Below are 19,762 nucleotides of genomic sequence, written 5' to 3'. Positions count from 1 at the left end.
CGGCCGGGCCAATTACCTCGTGTGCGCCGACGATCGCCGCCCGCACCGCACACAATGATGAATGAGGAACCATGACATTACCGATCCAGGACCGAGTTGAACTGCGAGACCTCATCTCCGACTACGCATTTGCCATCGACCTCAGGCAATGCGACGCTTTACGCGACGTCTTCACCGTGGACGCCCGGATCGAATACGACGGCTCGACCCCCCATCATGGCATCGACGCCATTGTGAACTTTTTCCGGACGTCGGCATCGTCCTGCCAAGCGACCCAACACTTGATTCACACCTACCGTTTTCGCGGCATCAATGCCGATCAGGCCGACGGCCTGATACACGTGACCGCACACCATGTCGCGAACGAAGTAGCACTTCCTGTTCTGGAAAACGACACGTTCACCGTGACAGGTACCTACACCGACCATTATGAGCGAACGGAGGCAGGATGGCGTATTGCGTCTCGGAAGCTTGTGCTCATCACCCGCGCCGGAAACCCAGCGGTAATGACGGTTTACTGAGGTCTCCTCAACCGGGCCCCTTCGCGGCAGCGGGCGCCACTGCTCCGATCGTCGCCTCTGCAACACGGCACCTACTGGACAGCCTCACTGAAACTGGCCATGCCCCGATGACCACAAGGCCTTGGGCATAATGGAAACTACGGTGGTGATATGAAAAGTCCTACATCAATCGGTCGGTTATTGATTTCTCCTGTTGATGATCGCAAGGATCTGATCGCCTCGCTCAGCACAGTCGTACAGCAGCGAAGCAAGACCCAATTGCAAGCGTCGGTTCGATTAGCCGATGACCCCACCAGAACTGACCACCGCTCTGGTGGCGGCGCGGCCCCATCGTTTGAAGCGGTCGTTGACATCCTCGAAGGAGATCCTGACGTGACGGCAGCCGTTCTCGCCGACATCGACGGCGTTGACCTCGCTCGCTCTGCGGTGATTGTCGGGCACGAACATCGGTTGCTTTCCGAAGAACCTGACGCCCGACTGAGGCTTGTTCTGGCACTTCGACGACAACCGACGCTGTCGCGAGGACAATGTCACGACTATTGGCTGAATCACCATGCACCCTTGGCGATCACGATGCCCGGGCTGGCAGGCTACCGGCAACTGCACACTGACCCGGATGCCACCGCCCAGGTGGCAACAAGATCCGGAATCGGGCACGCGGACTTCGATGGCGCTGCTTCCATTTCCTTCACTTCCCTGGCGGCGTTCACCAGCACGATGGCCCAACCGGAGATCGCCGAGACCGCCTACGAGGACGAGAAGCGATTCATCGATCACAGTCGATCGTCACTCGGCCTGTTCGAGCTCCTCATCTGAGCCATACGGCACAATGCCGCCGCGCTCCCGACCAGCGCGCTGCATGGGCCACAATGATTTTCACCCCCGCTACACGTCGAGGAACAGTATTGAATCATCCTTCGAAAACACTTACACTCTTCCCCGAGTCCGGATCCGCGCTGTAGCAGCTACGAGGGGGGTATGTCATGCGAGCTCCGTACCGGGTCGCAGTGTGGGGACCAGGCGATGTCGGGTCTATTTGCGTGCGTGAGGCGATCCGGCTTCCGGAGTTGGAGATTGTCGGCGCATTCGTCTACTCCGATGCCAAGAGTGGGCGGGACATCGGCACCGTTGTCGGCGTCGAGCCAATCGGCGTGACGACCACCACGAACCGCAAGGAGTTCCTTGACTTGGGTTGTGACGTGGTCATCCACACGGCGCTGGACTATCCCGGCGCCAACACCATCGACGACTTGGTCGATTTGCTCGAAGCCGGCCACAACGTGATCACTTCGCACCCGTATAACAACCTCAAGGCGCGTGACCCCGAGTTTGAGAAGCGAATTCAGCAGGCCGCTGAGAGCGGTGGTGGCACCTTCTATGCCGGCGGAGCGAACCCAGACTTCGTCACCCACCGCCTAGCGATGACGCTGACCGGCTACTCCAACGACATTCGGCAGATCAAGATCGAGGAGTACTTCGACTGCGTCCAGCAGGCCAATCCCGGCATCCTGCAGGTGATAGGCCTAAACGGTGATCCCGCACAGGCTATGACGGAGGACAGCCCCGCGCTCTGGTATCAGAAGCAGTATTGGTTCCAAATGATTGAACACGTGGCGGAAGAGGTGGGAGTCGAACTCTCGCGTATCGAAGCCACATCCTTCTCCGAACCTGCTCCTCAACGTCTGGAGTCACCGATCCTAACGATCGAACCCGGTCGCGTAGGTCGAGTCGCCTACGAATCCACAGGCTACGTGGGCGATGAGCCGTTCATCGTCATGCGCGTCGGCTGGTATCTAACCCCAGTCATGAAGCCCGAACATGTCACCGCAGAGTGCCAATGGATCTTCTCGATCGAGGGGCGGCCCTCGACCAAGACCGTCCTGAGCATCGAACCCACCCTCACTAACTTGGACAACATGGCCGGCGAGACCGGCGCTCCCGGTTACGTGGGCTTCGCTATTTGCCTCATCCAGTCCATCCCCGGCGTCGTCGCCGCACCTGCCGGCATTAAACCTACAGATATCCCACCAGTACATTGGCGTAGAGACATGCGCCTCGCCGACTCGGCCCATCACTGATCGGACGCCGGATGCAGCAGTGAAATCTGCCGCGTCGGCGCACATGCGGTATGAAAATTGGTGACTCGTCTTACTTACAGTAAGCGGGAAGAACTACGAGCCTGGATCATGCGCTCGTCACCATGGCAACCCGACCGTCCCCAAATCCATAAGCCTGCTTAGACTCGGTCGAAGACGATCGGTAGGTGCTCGGGGCCATGGACCTGACCTGTGGCGTACTCGATCTCAGTGCCTGAAGCCAACCGAAAGTTGGTACACCGCTTCAGAAGTTCGTCCCAGGCGATCGTCAGCTGGAGGCGGGCCAGGTTCGAACCCACACACCGATGAATGCCGAGACCGAATGCGGCGTTGCCACCGCGGCGATGGTCGAACCGCAACTGATCGGCGTCGGCGAATTGTGCCGAGTCCCGATTGGCGGAAGCGAAGTGGACCAATACCCGATCCCCCGGACTCAGCGGAATATCGCCGAGGACCGTCTCGCGGGTGACCACCCGTGCCATGAACGTCACCGGCGATTCGTACCGAAGGAACTCGTCCATGTCATGGCGCACCCATGACGGATTTCGTATCCGACCCTCCAGCTCAGGATTCGCCACCAGGTTGACCATGATGTTGCCGATGGCCGCACGGGTGGTATCGAGGCCGCCGAAAAACAGCACGGTCACCACGCCGAGCCGCTCATCGTCGGTGAGTTCTCGCCCCCCGACCTGCGCGTCGAGCAGCGCACCGAGCAGATCATCTCGTGGCCGGTCGTCCTCTTCCCGGCGCGCGAGATAAGTCGCGCACAACATCGCCATGTCGAACATGGCCTCCGGCGACTGGTCTTTCACAATCCGGTTGATGATCCGCACCCCGATGGCGATCTGTCCTTCGTCGCCTTCATCGAATATGAGACGGGAGAGCACACCCGAGGAGAACGGGATCGCGAAATCGTCGATGAACTCGCACCGACCGTCATCGATCCACCCGTCGATCGTCTCGGCGGCGAGATCCCGCATTTCCTGCTCCCTAGTGAGCAGGTATTTCCGCGACAGAAACGGGTTGAGGATCTGACGAAAATCCGGGTGCAGGGGCGGGTCGGAATCGAGCGGCGGCAGTCGGACGGGAGCGGGATTGATCGACGGCGACGATGAGGAGTAAGTATCGGGGTGCTCGAGGACGGTGCGTATGTCGGCGTAACGTGTGATGATGTGGTACCCGCCGTCCGCGTCGGTGTTCATGATCGGGCACTTTTCGCGCGCCTGACTGAGGATCTCCCACTTCCGACGGGAATGGTCGGGGTTGAAGACGTCGAAGTGGGACAGGATCTCGTTGTCGGGCGACTCGGTCATACGGTGGCTTCCTCGCTGACGGGGACGAACTGGACGGGCAGGTGGTGCACGCCCCGGCGGCCCACACCAGACCCCCGGATGGCCGCCGATCCGTCGGCGAGGCGCAGATCGGGGAATGTGGCGAGCATTTCCTCGATCGCCTGGCGCATATCAGCGGGGCGCTCTCCAGCACAATCGTGTGGTCCGGCACCGAAGATCCGTCGCCTCTCGTCGCAACCGCCGTTGGGGGTGGTGGGGTCATCGCAACGATCAGGGTGGAGATTCGCTGCGTCGTTCGGAACAGTCACGCCAGCTAGTTCGATGGGTCCGCGGACCATGTTCGTGGTCATATCGTTCCCATCTATCGCGCAGGAGTGCAGGACCACAGGCTCCCAGACGTCGAGCGTTCGGCCTACCGCGTTAGCAAACGCCATCAATCCATCATTGTTCGATTAAACATAATCGACGTCAATCGGGGCCGTCAAGCGATGAGAACGACGAAGTTGCCATCCCCGTCTGCGTGTGGTCATGCAGCACTGTTCGCGCCCACATCGAACACCTGACGAGGCGTGTGTGTCAGATGGTCGGTGGTAAGAAGCGTGGGTGTTCACGCCCTGGCGCCCGAATCCCGCAAGCACCAGCTGATCGGTAACTAGCCTTTGCTCGCCGACTGCCCAGAGACACTCACGACCGACAGTCAACTCGCCACGAACAGCCTTCTGCCAACCGCGATGACGGAACGCCGAGCACGCACGGACATTGTGGCGGCCGCGGGGGGGTGCACCAACATCAATTCGTCGACGTTTGACGAAGGCACGAACCTTGTTATATCTAACGCCGTTCGATACTGTGGCGACATCACCTCTCGCACTCGGACGAGGGGACCCTATCGATAACCGGAGATCACTGTGGAGCAGTTCGACCACCATTCTGAAGAGTTCGCGGAGCAGTGGCGGCAGATCTACGCCGGGATGCGCCACACCTGCCCCGTGGCGCACAGCGACCGGCACGGCGGCTTCTTCATCCTGACCCGGTACGACGACGCCAAACGTGTGCTGCGGGATCACGACACATTCGTCTGCGGGCGCGATCTGACGTTCGGTGACAACGTCGTACGCGGCGGTGTCACGGTGCCGACCAACCCGGTCCGAATGGGGATGATGGAGATGGACCCGCCCCAATCGCAGAACTACCGACAGGTCTTGGCTCCCTGGTTGTCGCGTAAGGCCATTGACAGGTACCGGCCGCGGATGCGCGAGATCGTGTCCTGGACCGTCGACCGGGTCATCGAGGCCGGTAACCTCGACTTCGTCGACGACGTCGCCAATCCGTTGCCCGCGATGATCTCGCTGGACTACTTCGGCCTGTCACTAGAGAAGTGGAACGACTACGCGACAATCCTGCACAAGGCCGTCTACCGGGAGAAGGGCTCAGCCCACCAGCTCGCGGGATTGCTGGACGACGTGCGCGACACCGTCCGGGAGCGCCGGTCGACGGCAGGCACCCGGGGTGATCTAACCGACGCGCTGCTCACCGCGGAGGTCGACGGCGCACCCATTGACGACGAACTGGTCACCGAACTGCTGTTTATGTTGCTCAACGGCGGTATCGATACTTCCACCGCGCTGATCGCCAGCATGTTCCTTTACCTCGACGAGCATCCCGACGAGCGAACCGCATTGGCGGCCGACGCCACCCTGATCCCCGCCGCCGTCGACGAGATGCTGCGCTACTTCACCCCCGGCCCCGGCGTCGCCCGCACGGTCGCGCGGCCGGTGGACATCGGCGGCCGGCACCTCGAGCCGGGAGACCGGGTATGGCTGGCGCTGGGTTCGGCCAACTACGATCCCGACGTCTTCGCCGACCCGGAGCTGGTCAAACTCGACCGCGCCAACAACAGCAAGCACCTGTCCTTCGGGTTCGGGATGCACCGCTGCCTCGGGGCGTTTCTCGCACCGGTGGAGATGGCGGTTCTGCTGGAAGAAGTGCTGCGCCGGCTTCCGGACTATCGCATCGACAGAGACCAGGTGCGCCACTACCCCACCATCCCACTGGTCAACGGCTACGTCGCAATGCCCGCGACCTTCACACCCGGACCACGGGTGCTGAGCGGCTACGCCGAGTCGTTGCCGATCCGGTTGGAGCCCGTCACCGCGGGCGGTTGATCAGCGCGGCGCGGCGGTGTCACCCAGATAGCCGTCACGGACACCGTCCAAGAAGGTCTGGCGAGCCTTGCTGGCGTCACCGAGCATGTTCAGCTCGAAGGTGTAGCTCATTTCCTGCCGATAGAGTCGGCGCAGGTCGCGGCCCGCGGTGTTGTTGAGCGCCAACTTCATGGCCCGGATGACCCGCGGCGCCTTACCCGCGATCGTCGTCGCGACTTCCACCGCCTTGGCTACCGCGGCGTCGGCCGTCGCCGCCACGTGGTAGACGCTGCCGTAACCATGCAGCTCGGCGATGTCGAACGGCTCGCCGGTGAACATCGCAGTACGCATCCGGCGTTCCGGCAGCAGGCCGAGCGCCTGTACACCGCCGGTGGTCGCGCCATTGTCGACCTCGGCGAGCACGAATCGTGTTCCCTGACAACCGACGAGCACGTCACAAGTGCCCGCCAGCAGCACCCCGACGCCGATGCAGTAGCCGTGCACGCAGCCGATGACCGGCACCGCGCAATCGGCGATGGCCAGACTGGCGTCCTGGGATCCCCTGGCCTGGCCCAGGATGCCGTCAAATCCCGGCAGACCCTGGACCTCCTTGAGGTCACCTCCGCCGCAAAACCCCTTGCCTCGTGCCCGCAACAGCACCGCGCGGACTTCATCGCGGTTGTCGTAACTGCGCAGTAGGTCGGCCAGCCGGGCGAGGTCGGTGATCGAGTACGCGTTGACCGGCGGGCTCTCGACGACCAGTTCCGCGACGCCGGCCAAGCCGCCGCTGTCGTGGACGGTCTCAGTTACCGGCATGCCGGTTCCTCCAGCGCCACCGCCGCCTCGCCGAGCAGTCCGCGGGCCCGGGTGATGATCCGCTCGATGAGCTCGGCGACCGTCGGGATGTCATGCACAGCCGCGGCGACCTGGCCTGCCACCATCAGGCCGTTCTCGACGTCGCCGTCGCGCTGAGCCTTGCGGATCTGCTCTTCCTCCCATACCTGGAAATCTTCGGGCGACATGGTCTTTCGGTTATCCTCCATGCTCTCCAGACCCCTGTTGCGCAAGCCACGAATGGGGGCGTAGATCCCGCCATAGACGACATCCTCCCACTCCTGCGAATCGACGATGCGCTGCTTGTACGCCGAGTGCCATTGGTGCTCTTGGGTGGCGATGAAGCGGGTGCCCATCGCGGCGGCGGCACCACCCATCGCCAGCACGGCGGCCAGTCCCCTACCATCACAGATCCCGCCTGAAACCACGACGGGAATGTCGAGCGCATCGATCACCTGGGGGGCCAGCACCATGGTGTGGACGGCCTTGGCGTGGGTGTGCCCACCCATTTCGTAGCCGGAGGCGATGATGACGTTGGCCCCGTGTTCTGCGGCCTTCACCGCGTGCCGGACCGAGCCCACCTTGGCCATGTGCACCAGGCCGGATTCCCGGATGGCCGAGCCGAACTCGCCGGCGAAGCCGGCCGAGGTGACCAGTGCGCGGAGCTGCTCTCCGGTCCGGCCGCCGTCGCGTTTGACCGCGATGGCCTCGTCGATGCAGATGCGGCTCACCAGCAGCAGCTCACCGTCGGCGGTCCGACCGACCGGCACATTGACGGCAAACGGCCGATCGGTGCTCGCCGCCACCTGCTCGATCGCCGCCCGAAAGCCTTCGCGCAGGAACTGCTCGGAGCTGTTGACGATGGAAGGACAGCTGACGGTGCCCAGACCTCCGGCGGCCGACACGGCGGCGGCCAGCTGCGTGGTCGGAGACGGGCCCATGCCATCCTGCATGATCGGGTGCGCGATGCCGACCAGATCCTGGAATCGACGCCACATGGTGCTCACGGATACCTCCTGGTCACGGGTCAGCGGCCGCCTTCGTCTCGGCCGACCGAAACGGTCTTCGGGTGAGGCATCGGGTGGCGGACGTCGGGGGCCTCGTCAGGAGCCTGGTCACGCACCCAGGCCACCGCCTGCGCGTAAGCTTCGATCAGCCGGTCCTCGGCTGCGTAGTCGAACCTCGCGGGATAAAGCGGATAATCCTCCGGGGTGACCGGGTGCGCCATGAGCCACTCGACGGCCTCGATCATGGCGTCGCGGGCCGGGATGACCTCGCGGTAACCCAGCTCCCGCTTGGCCTTGGTGTTGTCCAACAGGATGTGCGGCCGGCCGGTGGGCGGCAGCAGCTCGACGAGCGCCGAACCCGCCAGCTCGCTGGGGATCCCGACGAATTCAAGGTCGCCGCCCATGATCTGCGCGACCGCCTCCGCCCACTGCCGCACGGTGAATTGGTCATCGTCACCGGCGTTGTATGCCTGGCCGTTGGCGATCTCGGGGTTGTCGACGGCCCTGAGCACCAGCTCGGCGGCGTTTTGCCCGGCGGACCGCGAGATGATCCATAAACCGTTGTCGGGAAGGATCATCCGGGCCCGGCCGTCCTGGACTCGACGTATCACGGACCATTCCCACGGCACCAGGTTGCGGGGCCCGTAGATGGCCGGATAGCGGATGACGGTTCCGCGGAACGCGCCCGCCGCGGCCCGATCGAGGACCGCGCGCTCGGCCGCGCGGATCAACCCTGCGAAGCGGGGCACCGGTTCCGTTCCGTCGGACAGCGGCCCGTCCTCGCGCGCGTTGAGCGCCATGCCGTAGGGGGTGACCGTCTCCGGTTGCAGGCAACCGCGATAGGCGGGCACCCCACCGATGCTGATCAAATGCCCGCACCGGCCCGCAAAGACCTCCGCGATCGCGGTGACTCGGCCGTACATCGCTAGCACCACGTCGAAGGAACGGTTGCCAACCGCCTCGGCGAGGGTCTCCGGGAAATGCGGATCGGCGTGGATGTGCGGAACGTCGGGCAGCTCAGCGGGTTCATGCACCCCGCGATGCAGCATCGTCACGTCGTGACCGCGTTGAAGCAGGCCCTGCAACACCGGCACCCCCGTGGCGCCGCTCCCACCGATGACAAGCGTTTTCATGCAAACCACCCATCGCTAAACCAAACAGTAATTGGTTGCTGTCATCAAACCACATACCGGTCGCCGTCGCTACCCGCCGTGATCCGCCAGCGCTGCGCCGCGCACGTGGTTCCACCAGCCATCAGCTGCCGATGACTCCCTGGCGTCGAGCCGCCACGATCTCCTCGGCCTGTAAGCCCCAATCCAACAACACCTCGTCGGTGTGCTGGCCACGTCTCGGCGGCGGCCGTCGGATACTCGTCGGCGTTTGGCTGAAGCGCGGAGCGGGTGCGGGCTGCAACACACCATCAACCTGGGTGAAGGAACCTCGGTGCCGATGATGCGGATGCGAAGCGACCTCGCCCAGAGCGAGCACCGGAGTCACGCAAGCATCCGCGCCCTCGAAAAGCGCACACCACTCGTCCCTGGTGCGAGACCGAAATATCTCGGCCAACCGTATCGTCATCGCCGGCCACGTCGTCTGATCCATCTGGTCGGCCGGGTCCACGTCGTCGATCCCAAGTCGGTTCAAGAGATTCCGGTAGAAGCGGGCCTCCAATGCTCCGACGGCGACGTGCTTGCCGTCGGCGGTCTGGTACACGTTGTAGAACGGTGCGCCGGTGTCGATGAGGTTCATACCGCGCCGGTCCTGCCAAGCCCCGACCGCGCGAAGCCCGTGAATATAGGTCGTGAGCAGCGATGCGCCGTCAACCATCGCCGCGTCGACGACCTGGCCTCGGCCCGACCGGCTAGCATTCGCCAGAGCAGCCAGGACGCCGATTGTGAGCAGCATCCCGCCTCCGGCGTAGTCACCGAGCAGATTCAGCGGCGGAACCGGCGCCTCGCCTCGACGGCCGATCAGGTCCAGTGAACCCGAAACCGCGACGTAGTTGATGTCGTGTCCGGCGTCTGCTGCCAGCGGCCCGCCTTGCCCCCAACCTGTCATCCGGCCGTATACCAGCCGAGGGTTTCTAGCAAGGCACTCGTCGGGCCCGATTCCAAGACGCTCGGCCACGCCCGGCCGGAAGACATCGATCAACGCATCCGTGGACTCGACGAGGCGGAGTATCAATTCATCTGCATTGGGCCGCTTGAGATCGACGCAAACCGAACGACGATTCCGTCGGGTCGGATCCAGCTCCGGGGAGATCGCACCTTCCGGTCCGCCCGGACGATCCACACACAGGACATCGGCACCGAGATCCCCGAGCAGCATCGCGGCGAAGGGGCCCGGGCCCATTCCGACCAGCTCGATGACCCGTATCCCGGCGAGCGGCCCGGCCTGGCCCGCGTCCTGGCGCCAACCCATGATCAAACCCTTTCGTGCGGTCACGGCATTTGTCGGTTGTTCGGTCAAGCTACCGGTACGCCACCGGTCTAGACATGGACGTGACGGAGCGTATATGGCACGATAATACGAAATACCTAACGTCGTTTGCCTAAGGCTGCCCGTGGAACTAAATGCGTCGCCCTTTGGAGCTGTGCAATGACCGCTACACCCCGTGACCGCGGCTACGCTGCTCTACCGGCACCGTATGCCCCGTTCGATCGCGGACATCTCGCATGCCGTCCCGTGTCGGCTACCGACCGGAGGACGAGATGACACTCGCCTACGTCAGCACTGTGATCAGCGCCGATATCGATGCCGTCTGGTCGGTGCTCGGGGACTTCCACGGGCTGGCCGCGTGGGTCAACCGGATCCGCTCGAACGAGCCCGAGAACGGTGCCGGCCGGGGTGCGGTGGGGTCGGTACGCAATCTCACGCTCGAACCGGACGGCGACACCGCCCGCGAACGACTGGTGCGCTATGACGCCGCGGACCGCAGTTATTCCTACGAGTTCGCCGGCGCGATACCGTTCCCAGCGTCGAGCTACCGCGGGACCGTTCACGTGCTGCCGGTGACCGACGCGAACACCACGTTCCTCGAGTGGTATGGCGAGTTCGACTGCGAACCAGATGTTCTCGACGAGGTAGCCAGGACGTTTTGTGCGATCTACAGCGAATTCATCAACGACCTCCGCGCATATCTGAACGGCTAAGAACTCCTGTGACCGGAAAGGCCAACCCCGTCCACTTCGACACCAGCGACCCCACGCTGTGCGAGAACCTGTTCGATTCGCTCAACGAGCTGCGCAACGTCTGCCCCGTGGCGTGGAGCACCGCGCACAACGGCTTCTGGGTGCTATCGCGATACGCGGACCTTATCCGGGCGGCATTGGACACCGATTCGTTCACCTCGACGAATGGGATCATGATCCCGCCGAATGTGAAATCGGTTCCCGCGCTGCCCGCTGAGGCGGACGGGCCGCGACACAGCCAGATGCGGCGGGCGCTGCTGCCGTTCTTCAACGCCGCCGCGGTCGAGCGATTGACCCCGCAGATCAAACAGATCGTGGCGGATGCGGTGGCCGAGATCGCCCCGCTCGGCCGTGCCGACCTGGTGCCTACGCTTGGGTTGAAAATCCCCCCGCTTGTCCTGGCCGCCATGCTCGGGCTGCACAGTGAGCAGGCAGCAACCATCCACACCCTGACCTCGAATCTGCTGCAGTCGGTGGGCCGCGATATGACGGCGGCGATCGCAGCCGCACGCGAGCTCGAGGGATGGGTCCACGAGCAGGTCGACAAGCGGTTCGGGAGGCCACCGAGCGACATCCTGGGCGAGATCGTCAACGCGCCGCTTGACCCGCAGAACCCGTTGAGCCGCAAGGAGATCGCCGGGGTGGTGCATCTGCTGATCATCGCCGGGCATGAGACCACCACCAATGGCATCTCCACCATGCTGCACCGGTATATGACAGTGGAGGGCCTGCGCGAGCGGCTGCTCGCCGACCCAGGGCTGATCGACGCGGTCGTCGAGGAGTCGCTGCGGCTGGACCCACCGATCTACAACTTCGCCCGCACCGCCCGGCGCGACACCCGACTCGGGGACACGACGATCGGCACTGGTGAGTGGGTGATGTTGCTCTACGGAGCCGCGAATCGGGATCCCGCGAAGTTTCCCGACCCGGACTCGTTCGTCGTGCCCCGATCGTCCAACCAGCACGTGTCGTTCGGCTGGGGGCGCCACCGCTGCCTGGGCACCGCCCTCGCCCGATTCGAGCTACGCGCGGTGATGGAAGCCGTGCTCGGCGCCATCCCCGACATCGAGATCACCGAGCAGCCAAGCCGGTCGTGCGGCAGCGTCACGCAGGGCTTCGCGACCCTGCCCGTCATCTTCGCTCCACGGCGGTGAGCAGCAATCTGGGCGGCCGCGTCGCGCTCGTCACCGGTGCCGCATCCGGGATCGGTGCGGCCAGTTCACGGGCGCTCGCCAAGGCGGGAGCGGCGGTCGCGGTCACCGACGTGGACATCGACGCCGCCGCCGCGGTTGCTGCCGCGATCAAACAGACCGGTGGGCAAGCTCTGGCGCTACGGCTCGACGTGGCCGAGGAGCAGCAGTGGGCTGCGGCGACAGCGACCGTACGCGACCAGCTCGGGCCTGTAACGGTTTTGCACAGCAACGCCGCTGACATATCAATCTTCGGCCGTGACAACAACTTACTCAATTTGGAGGCCGAAGTATGGGACAGGGCGTTCGCCGTCGCGGCGCGCGGATCAATGCTCGCCGCCAAACACACCCTGCCGCACATGATCGAGGCTGGTCGGGGCAGCATCGTTTACACCTCGTCGGTAAAGGGACGCACCGGCTCGAGCACTCAGATCTCCTACTCATCGGCCAAGGGTGCCATCGATTCGCTGACTCGGGTGATCGCGACGACATACGGCCAGTTCGGCGTTCGGTGCAACGCTGTCGCGCCGGGCGTCGTTGACACCCCGGCTGCTCGCGCCAGCGTACCCGACGAGCTACGTCGGCAGATCATCGACAGCCAACTGCTGAGCAGGCTCGCCGAGCCCGAGGACATCGCGCACACCGTGGTGTTCCTGGCCTCCGACGCTGCCGCCATGATCACCGGCCACACTCTCGTTGTCGACGGCGGGATGACCGAACACGTGCCGGTGCTGTCGCCGCGGAATCAGCCGATATCGTGAGTAGCCCAAGATAATGCCGAGTGAGTCAGCCCGCCAGCGCGTCGTAGATCCCGGTGGTCTCCGCGTGGTTCGTCACCGACGTGCCCCCGCACCTCGTAGAGTCATGGCGATGAGTGAAGCTGTCGCCAAGCGGGGGCCCGGCCGTCCGCCCGGCGCCGACGGCGCCGAAACCCGGCTCAAAATTCTGCACAGTGCCCGTCAAGTGTTCAGCACCATCGGATTCGACCGCGCCAGCCTCAAACAGATCGCCGAAGACGCCGGCTTCACCCGCAACGCGATCGCGAACTACTACCCGAGCAAGGTCGCGCTGTACCGGGCGGCCCTGGCTTCGGTGCACGACGTGGTGGCCGGGCAGATCCTCGACCCGGCCCGGCGGCAAATCGGCCCGATTGACCGCCAGGTCCTGGCGGTGTTCGACCTCGCCGTGGCCACCATCCGGATCGACCAGACCTTTGTGCGCTTCTTCGTCACGTCGACGGGCGACGCCATTCATCACCCGGACCTGCAGGAGCAGGCCATGCAGCCCATTTCTTTGGTGCGCGAATATTTCGGGGAGGTGCTGGCCGCCGCGCGCCGTGGCGGCGAGATCGACACCGCCACGGACACCGAGGCCACCACACAGTTACTCGTCGATCTGCTGTGGGGCCTTGCCGTCGACGCCGGCTTCTACTCCGACGAGCATCGGATCCGGAGAACGTTGGCGGCACTTGACCGTATCGTTGCCGCCGCGCTCACTTGATAGTGGCTCCCGCGTCTATCGGCAGCGAGACTCCGGTGATGTAGCGGGCCTCCTCGCTTGCCAGAAATAGCACGGCGTTGGTCACATCGTTGCTTTCGATCCACGGGATAGGCAACGCGTTCATCTCGCCGGCGGGAACCGCGAACTTCTCCCGGGTCGGATTGGGGTCGTCAGGCAGAAAAATCCGGTAGGTCGCTTCGTTCTGGATCATCTCGGTGTCGACATTCGTCGGATGCACGCTGTTGACCCGAATATTCAACGGGGCCAACTCAAGCGCGAGCGTCTTCATCAGCCCGACGACGCCGTGTTTGGCCGCAACGTAGTGCGCTAGCCCAGGTTGGCCGATCAGACCCGCGATGCTGCTGGTCAACACGATCGATCCGCCGTTGCCGGCTGCGATCATGTGCGGGATGGCGGCCTTGGTGGTCCGCCACGTTCCGCTGAGGTTGATGTCGATCGTCTCCGACCAGGTCTGCTCACTCAACTCAAACGACGCGCCAATCGACAAGATGCCCGCGTTGGCCAGGACAATGTCGAGGCGGCCCAGTTCGGCGACCCCTTCGTCGACCGCCGCGGTCAACGCCTTGCCATCGCGCACGTCCACCTGGCGGGCCACTACCCTTCGACCCCGTGCTTTGACTTCGCGGGCTGTCTCATCTAGGTCGGCCGGGGTGGCCAGCGGGTAGGGCGCCGATTCGACCTGTGCGGCAATGTCGAGCGCGATGATGTCAGCGCCCTCATCGGCCAGGCGCAGGGCGTGGCTGCGGCCCTGCCCACGCGCCGCGCCGGTGATCAGCGCCACCTTGCCTTCAACGCGTCCGGTCATGATGGTTCTCCTTGTCCGGCGTTCAGATTGGGACAAAAACGTTGGGTTACAACCCTCTTCGAGTCAGATCTTGTCGAAGGTGAGAGGAACGCGATCAGGGTAGTTGGCGATTCCGGGTACCCACTTCAAGCTCTCCGGGTCAGCGTCCAGCCGCAGATTGGTGACGCGGGCGAACAACTCCTCCAAGGCGACCACGATCTCCATCCGTGCAAAGTGGATGCCGATACAACGATGGATACCCAGGCCAAAGCCGGCGTTGCCGCCGCGGGGCGGATCGAACTGCAGCTGCTCGGGGTTGGCGAACTTGTGCTCGTCGCGGTTGGCGGAGTCGAACCGAATGAGCACCCGGTCACCTTTCTTCATCGGGCACCCGGCGATCTCGGTGTCTTTGGTGACGGTGCGCCCGAACGTCCCCACCGGCGATACCAGCCGAATGAACTCGTCCATGTCGTTGCGCACCCACCGTGGGTCCCGGACGCGGGCTTCGAGTTCGGGCTGCAATGCAATGTGCATCGCGATTGTCCCGATAGCCGAACGGGCAGTATCCAGCCCACCCAAGAACAGCACGCAGATCGCGCCGAGCGCCTGCTCGTGGGTTATCGGTTCACCGTCGATCGTTCCGGTGGCCAGCGCCCGCAGGATGCCGTCTTCCTCAGGGGGATTCTCGATCGCGGCCATCAGGTATTCCGAGGCCAGCATGCCGAGGTTCATGAACGCTTCCTCGGTGCCGTCCTCGGTGACGCGGACGACGATCTCCTTGGCGCGTTCCATTTTGGCCAGGTCGCTCTCGTTGAACACCATGCTGGCCAGCACCCGCGAGACGAATGGACCGGTGTACTCGCTGAGCAGCTCGACCCTGCCGTTGTCGATAAACCCGTCGATCAGTTCACGGGCGTATCGGCGCATCTCGTCGGAATAGGTCAGTGCGACCTTACGCGTCAGGTACGGGTTGAGCAGTTTACGGAAGCCGGTGTGCAGCGGCGGGTCGGAGTCCAGCGGGCCTAACCGCACCGGCGACGGGGCAGGTGATCCGCCCACCGAGGAGAATGTCTCGGGATCTTCACACACCTGCCGCACATCGGCATACCGGGTCACCACCCACATCGGTCCGGCCACCGGGGACTCGGCGCGCACCACCGGGCAGTGTTGACGGGCATGGGCGAACGCGTCGTATTTCCACTCGACATGTTCGGGATTGAACAGGTCGTACGACCTCAGCAGTGCAGCATAGTCGCGGTCAACAGGGGTAGAGGTCATCGCACAGCTCCAAAGGTCGGCGCGGCAGTCCACCGGCAACGTTGGTCAAACGGCGTTCGGTATTAATTGGCCACGATGCCATATAATCTGCGTCACGTCCAGACCGGATCTGCGCTCGGTAACCTAGGAAACGCCTATGACGTACGACGCTCCCAGTCTGTTCTATAAAGAAGCTGGCCAAGGCCCTGTAGTAGTACTGCTACATGGCGGCGGTGTTGACCACACCTACTGGAAGCATCAGTTCAACTGGCTCGGGAGCCAGTACCGAGTCATAGCTGTGGACAGCCGGGGCCACGGCCGATCCCCTGACAGCGACGAGCCGTTCGGCTACCGCAGCTTCGCGAGGTCCACTGCCGCGCTTGTGCGTCAGCTTGGGGTGGAGACGGCGACGTTCGTCGGCCACAGTGACGGCGGATGTGTTTCCATCGCCATTGCGCTACAAGACCCCGATTTGGTGGCAAGGCTGGTTTTGCTCGGCACACCATGGAACATCGACAACTACCGCCCCGGGGTGTCCGAGATGATGGCGAACCTGGGCCCCGATGACATGTTCGGCCTTCTTGGCGCCAACTTCGATAAGGCACTGCGCGCCAATAGATCCAACCACGTTGACGACGAGTCGTGGGCCCGATACATGCGAAAGCTTGTCGACATGTGGGCCCGGCAACCGGACTTCACCGCTGACGAGATCCGCACGATAGACATCCCGACGCTCGTCGTTCACTCGAACAACGAGATCATGTACGGAATAGAAGTCGCAGAGGAGTTTGTAGCGTTCCTTCCGCACGCGGAACTCGTTGTCATTCCTGATTCGGATCATGACGCGGCTCAGGATAATCCGTACGCGGTGAACGCAGCACTCGACGCGTTCCTCCGGCCTCAGCATCTGTGATCGCGCCGCTCGTCGATACACCGACAGCAGTTGCAACATGTGGCCCTCGGTTTGCGGCGGGCACCAGCATCTGCCAATGTTGGCGGTAGTCGTTGGGCTACAGGAGGTTTAGCAAAGAATGGATACCGTGCCGGGGCTCGCTAACTTCCGCGATCTGGGTGGTCTTCCGACCGACGACGGTGCGGTGACGAGAAGTGGGGTGCTCTACCGTAGTGATGCGCCGCTGCCGGGTGACCCTTGCCCATCGGGCCCGCCGTGGCCACCGGTGACGGTGATCGATCTCCGGTCGCACGACGAGCCCATCGAGCCTCACCCCCTACGCACTCCGACCACCCTGCTGGCGCGGTTCCCGCTGCTCGGTGAAGCGCGTCCGAAGACGTTGCGGGAGCTTCTGGCCGGTGGAAATGTCAGGCTCGAAGCGATCTATCGCGAGCTCGTCGCCCGTGTGGGCGAAGTAGCGGTGGCCGTACTCGAGCTGCTTGTCGCTGCCGACGGCCCTACACTCATCCACTGCGCCGCCGGCAAGGACCGCACCGGTGTCCTAATCGCGACCTTGCTACGCGCCGCGGGCGTAACCCGCGACGCGATTGTCGCAGACTACGTGCGGACCGCCGCGGCTATGACCTCGGTGCGCCGACGCATGTCCAGCAGCGATGAGGAAGTCGCCGCGCTAATGGCTCAGTTCCCCGAAGCGACTCTGGCTCCCGCCGAAGCGATCTCAGGCGTGCTTGAGCAGGTCGACGGGTCGCTGGGAGGCAGCGGAGGTTGGTTGACCTCACGAGGTGTGCCGATCGAGCTAATCAACGCCTGGCGCGACAAGCTGGTGGACCGGACCACCACCTGACCACCAAACGTCCGATACGATCAGCGTCACGGCTTCGTCTGCTGATTTCGCGGAGTCGGCAAGCTGACTTCACTCACTGTCGCAGCTGAATTTGACTGAGATGTGCGTAATGAGCCACACCGCTCACGATGCCGCGTTACTGGGAGGTCCAGCCACCGTCAGCGAGGAACTCCGCACCTGTCGAGTAGCTCGATTCGTCGGAGGCCAGGAACAAGATGAGGTTGGCTATCTCGCCAGCCTCACCAGCGCGGCCGAGGGGCAACATCGGCAGCGATGCTTCGATCACATCGATGTTGTCCAGACTTGCCAGCATCGGGGTTCGGATCGCGCCGGGATGGACCGAGTTGACACGGATCTTGTCGGGACCGAGTTCCATCGCAGCGGCTTTGGTTATCCCGCGCACAGCGAACTTGCTCGCGACGTAGGCGAGCGCGGTCGGAACGGCAACAAGGCCGGCCGCGGAACTAATATTGACGATCGAGCCGCCGCCGGATCGGCGCATTGCGGGCACGACGGCCTTGATCCCCAGAAAAACGCTGGTGGCATTGATCGCCATGACACGCTGATAATCATCAAGGGTGATCTCGGCAATCGGTCCGGTCTCTTGGATCCCGGCACTATTCACAAGGATGTTGACCGGACCAAACGCTTCCTCAGCCGCAGTCATCACGGCCGCCCACGCGTCAGCGTCTGTGACGTCATGGCGAACGAAGCGCCCGCCGATCTCATCCGCCGTTGCTTTGCCTTGCTCATCGGCGATATCGGTGATCAACACGTGTGCGCCTTCGGCCGCCAGAGCCTTGGCCGCCGCGCCGCCGATACCTCCAGCACCGCCCGTCACCACCGCTACTTTGTCTGCAACCCGTTTACTCATAGCGTGTCACCTTCATCCACATCGGAGCCGGCAGGCTCAAAAGACGAAAGCCAGTGGGCTGGTCCGGGATTAACCCCGGACCAGCCCACCGCAGCAATCGTCAGACCGAGGCTTCGTCTCGGCGAGATATCGGGCTCACGCCATTTGCGACAATGGTTGGGCCGCACGCCTGCGCCTGAGACGGATCCTCGGGATCGGTGGCGAGCCCGTCGCTGGGACGAACCCCGCCTTCCTCGCACATCTTCTGCCACATGGCTAGCCGCACCGCCCGGCTCGGCGTGAACTTGCCGTACACGAAGGTCCGCCACACGGTCCAATTCGGCGCTGGAAGCGATTGTGGCCGCCCGACGAGGTGATGCAGCACGAACATCCAGCCAACCATCATCGCCATCATGATTGTCGTGGCCACCCAACGCACCGCCGTCGGCAGGGTGGAGTTATGTGCGAGAAGGTGCACCCAGCCCACCCCGAAGTAGTTGATCATCATGCCGGTTGGCGCCACCAGTAACAACCACAGTTTGTTGGCGCCTTTCAAACGTGGCACCGCGAAAGCCAGCATTGCGCCAATTGTGACGAACGAGCCGCCGTTGATGAAGCCCCACCAGTACGGGAAGTTGAGGAAGTCGTACGGTTGCACGCCGTAGTAGGTGTAGATCCCCAAGTTGATGCCAATTGTCTCCATCACCGCATCGGTCAGGATCCCCAACCCGAGCAGCATGAGGAAGTGCTGGACATGCGCGCCGTTGCGGATGACGAAGTAGCAGAAATAGGCTTCCAGGCCCAGGAATGCCACGTAGCATAGCGGGATCAGGGCCGGCACGGTGATACCGAAGTTGGTAAAGGCGGGCACCAGGTTCTTGGCCCAGTGTAGATGGCCCAGCATGTCGAGCATGGGTTCCAGCAAACTGCAGATCAGACCGCTAGCGATCACCAGCAAAGGTACGTAGTTCTTGCTCCGCATCGCCGCCCTGATCGCCCATGGCAACGCGAAGATGACCACGGCCGCTCCCGCGACGAAGAAGAAGATGATCTGCGACGTGGTGCTGGCGGTGAAGTCGCCGGGACTCGGCACAATGTTGGGGGGCCACCCCTCGTCGTCGACCAGCGGCCACCCACTGGTACTGAGCATCAAACTCATCAGTTCTGCCCTTCCTTCTCTCAATGACTTGCTGTCAGTGGCACCGACAACCGTCTCCGGCAGTTGTGTACCGGCTCACACTAACACACTGTCCATACACTGCGTATAGTCTTTTGAAATTGGGGTAGATTCTTAGTCTGGGTGGCGCGGCAAGAC

At 63.3% G+C, this 19,762-nt stretch carries 20 protein-coding genes; 10 read left to right on the top strand and 10 right to left on the bottom strand.

Going from position 1 to position 19,762, the window contains the following annotated elements; genetic code table 11:
- Positions 1-71 precede the first annotated feature (71 nt).
- From ACAG26_RS19425 to ACAG26_RS19415, 3 genes are all read left to right on the top strand, one after another.
- Entirely contained in the window at positions 72-521 is a 450-nt protein-coding gene (locus ACAG26_RS19425) for a nuclear transport factor 2 family protein (protein ID WP_370484698.1), read from the top strand.
- Positions 522-671: 150 nt separating this feature from the next.
- Complete coding sequence (locus ACAG26_RS19420; RefSeq protein ID WP_370484697.1) at positions 672-1,337, top strand: EthD domain-containing protein; 666 nt, start codon at positions 672-674, stop codon at positions 1,335-1,337.
- Between the two features lie 167 nt (positions 1,338-1,504).
- The gene (locus ACAG26_RS19415; protein WP_370484696.1) at positions 1,505-2,599 is read left to right on the top strand and encodes a hypothetical protein; all 1,095 of its coding nucleotides are present in this window, start codon (positions 1,505-1,507) and stop codon (positions 2,597-2,599) included.
- 158 nt (positions 2,600-2,757) lie between these two features.
- On the opposite strand, the gene ACAG26_RS19410 is transcribed toward ACAG26_RS19415, so the two are convergent.
- Both ACAG26_RS19410 and ACAG26_RS19405 read right to left on the bottom strand, forming a co-directional pair.
- A complete protein-coding gene (locus ACAG26_RS19410) occupies positions 2,758-3,930 on the bottom strand; it encodes a cytochrome P450 (RefSeq protein ID WP_370484695.1) in 1,173 nt (390 codons plus the stop codon).
- Positions 3,927-4,259, bottom strand: a complete 333-nt coding sequence (locus ACAG26_RS19405; RefSeq protein ID WP_370484694.1) for a hypothetical protein — start codon at positions 4,257-4,259, stop codon at positions 3,927-3,929. The genes ACAG26_RS19410 and ACAG26_RS19405 overlap by 4 nt, the downstream gene beginning before the upstream one ends.
- Positions 4,260-4,817: 558 nt before the next feature.
- On the opposite strand from ACAG26_RS19405, the gene ACAG26_RS19400 reads away from it, so the two are divergent.
- Entirely contained in the window at positions 4,818-6,074 is a 1,257-nt protein-coding gene (locus ACAG26_RS19400) for a cytochrome P450 (protein ID WP_370484693.1), read from the top strand.
- Here ACAG26_RS19400 and ACAG26_RS19395 read toward each other — a convergent pair whose 3' ends face one another.
- From ACAG26_RS19395 to ACAG26_RS19380, 4 genes are all read right to left on the bottom strand, one after another.
- On the bottom strand, positions 6,075-6,869 hold the full coding sequence (locus ACAG26_RS19395; RefSeq protein ID WP_370484692.1) for an enoyl-CoA hydratase-related protein: 795 nt from the start codon (positions 6,867-6,869) through the stop codon (positions 6,075-6,077). It lies immediately after the preceding gene.
- Positions 6,860-7,885, bottom strand: a complete 1,026-nt coding sequence (locus tag ACAG26_RS19390; protein WP_370484760.1) for an NAD(P)H-dependent flavin oxidoreductase — start codon at positions 7,883-7,885, stop codon at positions 6,860-6,862. Before ACAG26_RS19390 ends, ACAG26_RS19395 begins: the two co-directional genes overlap by 10 nt.
- A gap of 29 nt (positions 7,886-7,914) precedes the next feature.
- Positions 7,915-9,027 (bottom strand): epimerase, encoded by a 1,113-nt coding sequence (locus tag ACAG26_RS19385; RefSeq protein ID WP_370484691.1) that lies wholly within the window; start codon positions 9,025-9,027, stop codon positions 7,915-7,917.
- A gap of 121 nt (positions 9,028-9,148) precedes the next feature.
- The gene (locus tag ACAG26_RS19380; RefSeq protein ID WP_370484759.1) at positions 9,149-10,315 is read right to left on the bottom strand and encodes a CaiB/BaiF CoA transferase family protein; all 1,167 of its coding nucleotides are present in this window, start codon (positions 10,313-10,315) and stop codon (positions 9,149-9,151) included.
- 254 nt (positions 10,316-10,569) lie between these two features.
- On the opposite strand from ACAG26_RS19380, the gene ACAG26_RS19375 reads away from it, so the two are divergent.
- From ACAG26_RS19375 to ACAG26_RS19360, 4 genes are all read left to right on the top strand, one after another.
- Positions 10,570-11,046 carry an SRPBCC family protein gene (locus ACAG26_RS19375; RefSeq protein ID WP_370484690.1) on the top strand — a complete coding sequence of 159 codons (477 nt, stop codon included), beginning with the start codon at positions 10,570-10,572 and terminating at the stop codon, positions 11,044-11,046.
- Positions 11,047-11,054: 8 nt separating this feature from the next.
- Entirely contained in the window at positions 11,055-12,239 is a 1,185-nt protein-coding gene (locus ACAG26_RS19370; RefSeq protein ID WP_370484689.1) for a cytochrome P450, read from the top strand.
- Positions 12,179-13,036, top strand: a complete 858-nt coding sequence (locus ACAG26_RS19365) for an SDR family NAD(P)-dependent oxidoreductase (RefSeq protein WP_370484688.1) — start codon at positions 12,179-12,181, stop codon at positions 13,034-13,036. The genes ACAG26_RS19370 and ACAG26_RS19365 overlap by 61 nt, the downstream gene beginning before the upstream one ends.
- Positions 13,037-13,145: 109 nt before the next feature.
- Positions 13,146-13,775 (top strand): TetR/AcrR family transcriptional regulator, encoded by a 630-nt coding sequence (locus ACAG26_RS19360; protein WP_370484687.1) that lies wholly within the window; start codon positions 13,146-13,148, stop codon positions 13,773-13,775.
- On the opposite strand, the gene ACAG26_RS19355 is transcribed toward ACAG26_RS19360, so the two are convergent.
- Both ACAG26_RS19355 and ACAG26_RS19350 read right to left on the bottom strand, forming a co-directional pair.
- Positions 13,768-14,601 (bottom strand): mycofactocin-coupled SDR family oxidoreductase, encoded by an 834-nt coding sequence (locus tag ACAG26_RS19355; RefSeq protein ID WP_370484686.1) that lies wholly within the window; start codon positions 14,599-14,601, stop codon positions 13,768-13,770. The two genes, ACAG26_RS19360 and ACAG26_RS19355, sit on opposite strands and share 8 nt — an antisense overlap.
- Before the next feature lie 63 nt (positions 14,602-14,664).
- Positions 14,665-15,858, bottom strand: coding sequence for a cytochrome P450 (locus ACAG26_RS19350; RefSeq protein WP_370484685.1), 1,194 nt, complete (start codon positions 15,856-15,858; stop codon positions 14,665-14,667).
- Positions 15,859-15,994: 136 nt separating this feature from the next.
- Between ACAG26_RS19350 and ACAG26_RS19345 the strand changes: the two genes are divergently transcribed.
- Together ACAG26_RS19345 and ACAG26_RS19340 are read left to right on the top strand one after the other, a co-directional pair.
- Positions 15,995-16,750 carry an alpha/beta fold hydrolase gene (locus ACAG26_RS19345; protein WP_370484684.1) on the top strand — a complete coding sequence of 252 codons (756 nt, stop codon included), beginning with the start codon at positions 15,995-15,997 and terminating at the stop codon, positions 16,748-16,750.
- A gap of 118 nt (positions 16,751-16,868) precedes the next feature.
- Entirely contained in the window at positions 16,869-17,594 is a 726-nt protein-coding gene (locus ACAG26_RS19340; protein WP_370484683.1) for a tyrosine-protein phosphatase, read from the top strand.
- A 136-nt stretch (positions 17,595-17,730) separates the two neighbouring features.
- On the opposite strand, the gene ACAG26_RS19335 is transcribed toward ACAG26_RS19340, so the two are convergent.
- Together ACAG26_RS19335 and ACAG26_RS19330 are read right to left on the bottom strand one after the other, a co-directional pair.
- Positions 17,731-18,468, bottom strand: a complete 738-nt coding sequence (locus ACAG26_RS19335) for a glucose 1-dehydrogenase (protein WP_370484682.1) — start codon at positions 18,466-18,468, stop codon at positions 17,731-17,733.
- A 100-nt stretch (positions 18,469-18,568) separates the two neighbouring features.
- Positions 18,569-19,606 carry a hypothetical protein gene (locus ACAG26_RS19330; RefSeq protein ID WP_370484681.1) on the bottom strand — a complete coding sequence of 346 codons (1,038 nt, stop codon included), beginning with the start codon at positions 19,604-19,606 and terminating at the stop codon, positions 18,569-18,571.
- Positions 19,607-19,762 lie beyond the last annotated feature (156 nt).

Origin of the sequence: Mycobacterium sp. pUA109 (genome assembly GCF_041287095.1) — a bacterium.
GTDB lineage: Bacteria > Actinomycetota > Actinomycetes > Mycobacteriales > Mycobacteriaceae > Mycobacterium.
This window is presented reverse-complemented; position numbering and strand designations above follow the sequence as displayed.